The sequence below is a fragment of the Gordonia sp. i37 genome, from assembly GCF_002043085.1.
GTDB lineage: Bacteria > Actinomycetota > Actinomycetes > Mycobacteriales > Mycobacteriaceae > Gordonia > Gordonia polyisoprenivorans.
Window position 1 is genome coordinate 1 of record NZ_MVPX01000460.1, and the last position, 5,817, is coordinate 5,817.

Consider the following 5,817-nt stretch of genomic DNA (forward strand, 5'->3'; position numbering starts at 1 on the left):
AAAATGCTGATAGAGGACTGGCGGCGTGTATTCGATCTCGTCGGCCAGCCGGCGGGTGGTCACCGCGGACCATCCGTCACGCTCCGCCAAATCGCGCGCCGCCTCGACCACCCGATCCCGACGTTCGGCGCGCTCTCGCGCGCGCCGATCCTGTGTGCCCATGGTCGAAACCTACCATTGATAGATCTTGTTATCGATGTTAGATTTCTTTCCATCGATAACAACAGGAAGGTGCGAACGATGACAACGAGCTTCACCCGCCCTGAGGACCAACCATGACCAGCATCCTGTGGTGGACCGGGGCGTCGATCGGTGTGGTGATCGCGCTGGGCATCATCGTGATCGGCGCCGCCTACCTGGCCCGCAACGCCACCAACGCCGCCGGTTTCGGCCTGCCGACGTCGCTGTCGCCCCAGGACCGTGGATGGTGGCAGGTCAAGGGGATCCACGGGGTCACGGCGGTGGTTCTGCTCGGCGCCTGTGTACTCACCGCGGTCGGGCAGGCGCCGTGGTGACCGTTTCGAGGTCGAGGTCGAGGTCGAGGAGAACGCGTACCGCCGCGAGGTCCTGGGCACCGAGGCCCACGGAGACGAACATCGTGATCTCGTCGTCCCCGGTACGGCCGATCGCGTCTCCGCTGATGACCGCCCCCAGGTCGGTGCCAACATCGTCGAGGTCGACGACGCCGTGCCGCAATGCCGCGACGACAGCACCGGAAGTTGTCCTGGCGGTCGCCACATCGTCGACGATCACCCGCGACCGACGGAGCGCCTCGGCGTCGACCTCTCGATGATCCAGCCGGGGCGGCGCCCCGACGACATTCAGATGCGTTCCGGCGCGCAGCCATTCGCCGCGCAGGATCGGCGTCGGTGACGGCGTCAGTGTGCAGACGATGTCGGCACGACGACAGAGTTCCGCCGGACCGTCGACCACCTGGACGTCGCAACCGAAGTCACCAACAGCACCGGCAAACTCCCGTGTCCGCTGCGCGGATCGGGTCCAAACGACAACGGTGTCGAGGCTCTCGATCCGCGCGGTCAAAAATCGGACGTGCTCGAAGGCCAGCCGGCCCGCACCGATCCCCCCGAGAACACGGGCGCCCGCGGACGCGAGATGACTCGATGCCACCGCGCTCGCCGCCGCGGTACGTGCGGCCGTCACACGGCCACCGGCCAGTATCGCCCGCACCCGACCCGAGTCGAGGTCGGTGACCAGGATCGTCGAGAGTTGGCGTGGTGCACCGCGGTTGGCCCGCTCCGGTGAGTCCGTCATGATCTTGGCGACGCACACACCGTCGATCGCCGACACCGCAAGCATCGGATGCACTGCCGCCTGCGTTCCCGGCACCGCGATGTCGGCGGCCACCGGGTTGACGACGATGCCACGATGCAGATCGACGTGTACCTGCTCCACCGCAACCATCAGACGCAGTGGGTCGAGGAGGCGGTCGATCGTCTCGTCGTCGACGGCCACCCCCTCGACACACTGACCGGTCATCACGCCCGGTGGGCGGCTGAGACGATCAGCGCCGACTCGTCGACGAGATCGCCATAAGCCAACGGCGTGCGGATCATCCTCTCGTCAAGAAGGACTCGGAGCCACCGATCGGTGCCGGCCGGGTCGATGCGCGGGGTCTCCCAGGTCCTCGACGCCTGCAGCCGGACGCAGGACAGCGCCAGGTGGGCCGGGTCGGCAGTGGGCCAGTGCTCGGCCATCAGCGGCGCCAGATCCTCGACCCGCGCGGTCGCCAACAGATCCATCGCCTCGCCGATGGCGTCGACGAAGCCGGCGAGCGCCGGCACGAGCTCGTCGAAACGGTCACGGCGACAGTAGAAGACGCTGTTGGGCCCGAGTCCCCCCGAGACCGTGTAGTCGATCGCGATGTGTCCGTCGCCCCGGCGTTGTATCGCCAGCGCGTTGGGCAGATCGAGCACGATCGCATCCCCCAGTCCGCTGCGGAACAGGTCGAGGAACATCGGCGTCGACAGATCGCGCAGGAAGGTGACCGATCGCGGGTCGGCTCCGGCCTCTCGCATCAGTCCGGCGGTGAACGCATATGGTGCGCTGCCGCCGATGCCGGGCGCGAGGATCGTGGTCCCCTCCATGTCGGTCCAGGCGAACTCGCCGACAAGGGCCTCCGTGCGCACGACCAGGGCCTTGGGGAACTGGTGATTGAGCTGGGCGAAGGTGGTGAATTCCGTTGCGGTACCGGCGTACATCGCCGGTACCCACAGTCCACCCAGGGCGACCTCGGCGGTGCCGACTGCGAGATCATCGAGGACCCCGGTCCACGGGTCGCGCGCGATGAACTCGACGTCGAAGCCGCGCTGTGCGAAGAGCCCATCGGACTCGGCGAGGTAGGCGGGCAGATAGTTCAGTGCATGGGAGGTCGCACTGATGGTCAGGCATTGCATTGCGAAACCTTTCGGTGGGTGGATGGATCATCAACGCGCGGGGAGGGTTTGACCTAGGACTCGGCGTGAATCTCTTCCAGGGACCGCCCGAAGGTCTCGGGCCCGAATCGGGCAGCGACAACGAGGAGTGCGTACATCGCGGCAATCATCAGGAAGACACCGGCGACGCCTGCGAGGCCGAAGAAATACAACGCGGCGAACGGCATGACCGCACCGGCCACGTTGCCGATGCCGTTGACCACCGACGCACCCATCGCCCGCACCGACGTCGGGAAGAGCTCCGGCGACCACACCGAGAGCATGGTGTTGAGCAGCATCGTGAAGAACTGGAACACCGCGCCGAGGATGAGGATGGTGGCCACCGAATTGGCGAAGGCGGCAAAACAGATCGCCGAGGCACAGCCTAGCGTGGCCGCCGACATGACGGTGATCCTCCGCGGCACGCGACCTGCGAGAACTGCTGCAGCGCAAGCACCGACAAGGCTGCCGATGTTCATGATCATGGTGAACACGAGCGAGTCGGTCAGCGAGTATCCGCGCGACACCAACAGGATCGGCATCAGGAACAGCAGCGTGACCTGCGCTCCGAACGACATCCATGACGCCGTCCCGACGGCCGCGGTGCGGCGGAGGTTGTTGCCACGGAAGACCTCTACGATCGACACCCGTTGCGCCACCACCGGGATGTCGGTGGTGGCCACGAACGACGTCGGTGAACCCTTACGGCGGAGATCCGAAAGGCGTTTTCCACCAAGACGGTTCAGGCTCTCGTTGGCTTCCTCGACACGCCCCTTGTCCACCAGGAAGCGGGGCGACTCCGGAAGGTAGCGGCGGAACGCGACGACCAGCAACGCGGGCACCGCGAGAATGACGTAGGTCCAACGCCAGGAGTGCGCGTCGCCGCCCAGGAGGCCGCCGAGCGGTCCGAGGACCAGCGCGAAGAAACCGAAGGAGGCGATGTTGCCGATCCCCCCGGAAGAGATGTTCAGACTCGCCAGTACCGACCCGCGATAGCGGGTGGCCACGACTTCCGCGAGCAACGCGAGACCGACGGTGAACTCACCACCCAGCCCGACACCGACGATGAACCGGCTGCAGAGCAGCATCTCGTAGTTGACGGCCACTGCACTGATCAGCCCGCCGAGGGTGTAGATCAGCAAGTTGAAGCTGAGTGCGAACCGCCGGCCCCACCGGTCGGCGGCATAGCCGCCGATCAGTCGTCCGACGAGCCCGCCGATGACGGTCGCTGTGTTGATCGCGGTGAGTTGGGCGTTGCCGATCCCCAGTGAGTCCTTGATCAGTGGACCCATGGAACCGGTGGAGTTCTGTTCGAGGCTGTCGAAGAACAGCCCGGCCATCAGCAGAACGATCACCCAGCCCTGGGCGCGGGTGAATCCGATGCGGTCCAGGGCTGCGGCGAGCGATCCCGTCGCCGCGGCATCGCGACCCTTCTGAGGGGAATCGCCTGCGGACGGGGTGGGCTCGGGTGTGGAGGAGTGGTCTTTCGGCGCGGCCGACGGTGAGGTGGTGGACATGGGCGCGTGCTCCAGATGAGAGGTGGAAGTGGATTGCCGCAGCACCGCGACCTCTAAAGTTGTATACAAACAGTGTTGCCAACCGATGAACTACCGCGTCATTTGCGTAACGCCGCCAAGCCTATGCGAGTTTTGTATACGAATTCTTCACTCTTGCTCTGCGAACCGTTCCTCGTCCTTGCGAAGGTGCTCCTCCATCAAGAAGCCGGCCTGCACCACGGCGCCACTGACGATCGCGTGTGCGATGGCCATGTGATCGAGGGTCGCTCCGTGTCGATCATCGCCGAGCGCCCACGCCACGCGGCGATTGACGTCGGCGAGCATCGTCGCGAGCTGCGAGTTGCCGGCACCGGTCACGACCAGTTCGTGGAACGAGGGTCCGTCACTTGCGCGTACGGGTCGTTCCGAGCGTGCGACCGCAGCCAATTCGTCGACGCTCGCGCCGCCACGCCGCTCGGCAGCCAACTGCGCGGCGAGCACCTCGAGGCCTCGGCGCACCTGAAGCAGCCCGAGACCGTCAGTGCGGGGCGCCTGGGCCACTGTGGCCCCGCGATACCGAACCGTGAGAACAAATCCCTCGGACTCCAACTGCGCCAGCGCTTCTCGAACCGGGACCCGCGAGACTCCGAAGCGCCGGGCGATGGATTCTTCGATCAGACGCTGCCCGGCAGGAAGGCCCCCGCCGAGAATTTCCTCGCGCAGCGTCTCGGCGATCAGGTCTTTGGGGGAACGATCGTCGGTTCTCTGGGCCACATCCACGCACTGCAGTTTAGGGCGCCGATATGTGGGGCGCTGTCGGCGAACTGCAGAGCGCAGTCGGCGTCAGATGCACCGCACGATCGGCTCCGGCGCGTAGCGCACGGTTCGGGTGTGCCTGCTGATCAGTGCGCCGGAGCGGGCGTCGGTGATGACCCGGGTGTCGCTGGTGGTGAATCCGCGGCTGCCACGGCTCGCGATGCAGTCGGGCCCGCGGGGCACCCGGCGCACCTCTGGCGTGGTGTAGGCGTGTCGCTCCCCGGTGATCGACTGGACCTCGACACTTGTCGTGCCCCACAGCCGAACCGTCACCGACGACGGACTCCACAGGGTCTCGATCAGGACGCCGTGGCGCGAGGTGTTGCCGATGACGAGGTCGATGGCGCCCTCGAACACCGTCGCCTCCCGCGCCTCGGGATACCGCGAGATGTAGTAGGCGTGTTCGGTGTGGTCGACGTCGGCGAGGCCGGCGAAGTACGCGGCGTTGTAGAGCGTGGTGGCGAATTGGGAGATGCCGCCGCCCACCGCGTTCGACGCACGGCCGTGATCGATGATCGTCGAGCTGACGTAGCCCTGCGCGGAGCCCCGCGGCCCGGTGTGGGTGTTGAGGGAGAAGTTCTTGCCCGGCAGGATCAGCGCCCCGTCGACCTCGGCCGCGACCAGCCGGATGTTCTCGCCGGACGCCGACGAGAAACCGCCGGTGGTGAACTCGCCGATCACCTCGGTGACCCCGAGCGAGCGGGCCTTCTCGGTGGACAACGCGGGCGGCACCGTCCGGTAGGCGGCTGCGACGGTGCGCGGCCCGGTGCCGACGACGGCGCGTTCGAGTGCGGCGAAGGTCTTGTCCCAGTCGACGCGTGCGCCGTCGCGGGCGGGCACGACCCGCGGGCGTCCCGTCGCCAGCGAGAATCTCGCATCGGCGGGCGGGGTCTCGGAGTCGCGCAGCGCGGCCAGCGCCGTACGACCGCGTTGGCGGTCGACGTGTGCGACGAGCCCTCCCCGACCGTCGGGGACGAAAGTGAGGATCGCGCCGATCTGCCTGGGAGACAGGCTGACCCGAACGCCACCTCGGCCGGAGATCTCGACGTCGTCGGACACCGCCCGCGTCGCCG

At 66.9% G+C, this 5,817-nt stretch carries 7 protein-coding genes; 1 reads left to right on the plus strand and 6 read right to left on the minus strand.

All coding sequences use genetic code 11. The features are described from left to right. Positions 1-162, minus strand: a 162-nt coding sequence (locus tag B1964_RS22565) for a helix-turn-helix domain-containing protein (protein ID WP_139765835.1), incomplete at its 3' end; no start/stop codon positions are given. Positions 163-275: 113 nt separating this feature from the next. On the opposite strand from B1964_RS22565, the gene B1964_RS22570 reads away from it, so the two are divergent. After that, complete coding sequence (locus B1964_RS22570; protein WP_079931358.1) at positions 276-515, plus strand: hypothetical protein; 240 nt, start codon at positions 276-278, stop codon at positions 513-515. Here the strand turns inward: B1964_RS22570 and B1964_RS22575 are convergent. The 5 genes from B1964_RS22575 to B1964_RS22595 all read right to left on the minus strand — a co-directional run. After that, positions 487-1,497, minus strand: a complete 1,011-nt coding sequence (locus B1964_RS22575) for an ornithine cyclodeaminase family protein (RefSeq protein WP_139765836.1) — start codon at positions 1,495-1,497, stop codon at positions 487-489. The genes B1964_RS22570 and B1964_RS22575 overlap by 29 nt on opposite strands. Continuing rightward, positions 1,497-2,414 carry an ABC transporter substrate-binding protein gene (locus B1964_RS22580; protein WP_079931360.1) on the minus strand — a complete coding sequence of 306 codons (918 nt, stop codon included), beginning with the start codon at positions 2,412-2,414 and terminating at the stop codon, positions 1,497-1,499. The genes B1964_RS22575 and B1964_RS22580 overlap by 1 nt, the downstream gene beginning before the upstream one ends. A gap of 53 nt (positions 2,415-2,467) precedes the next feature. Further along, complete coding sequence (locus tag B1964_RS22585) at positions 2,468-3,949, minus strand: MFS transporter (RefSeq protein WP_253194128.1); 1,482 nt, start codon at positions 3,947-3,949, stop codon at positions 2,468-2,470. A 147-nt stretch (positions 3,950-4,096) separates the two neighbouring features. Then, positions 4,097-4,708: a GntR family transcriptional regulator gene (locus tag B1964_RS22590; RefSeq protein WP_079931361.1), complete on the minus strand. Its 612-nt coding sequence runs from the start codon at positions 4,706-4,708 to the stop codon at positions 4,097-4,099. A 63-nt stretch (positions 4,709-4,771) separates the two neighbouring features. Then, positions 4,772-5,817 (minus strand): VanW family protein (locus B1964_RS22595; RefSeq protein ID WP_079931363.1); only part of this gene is annotated, 1,046 nt, incomplete at its 5' end.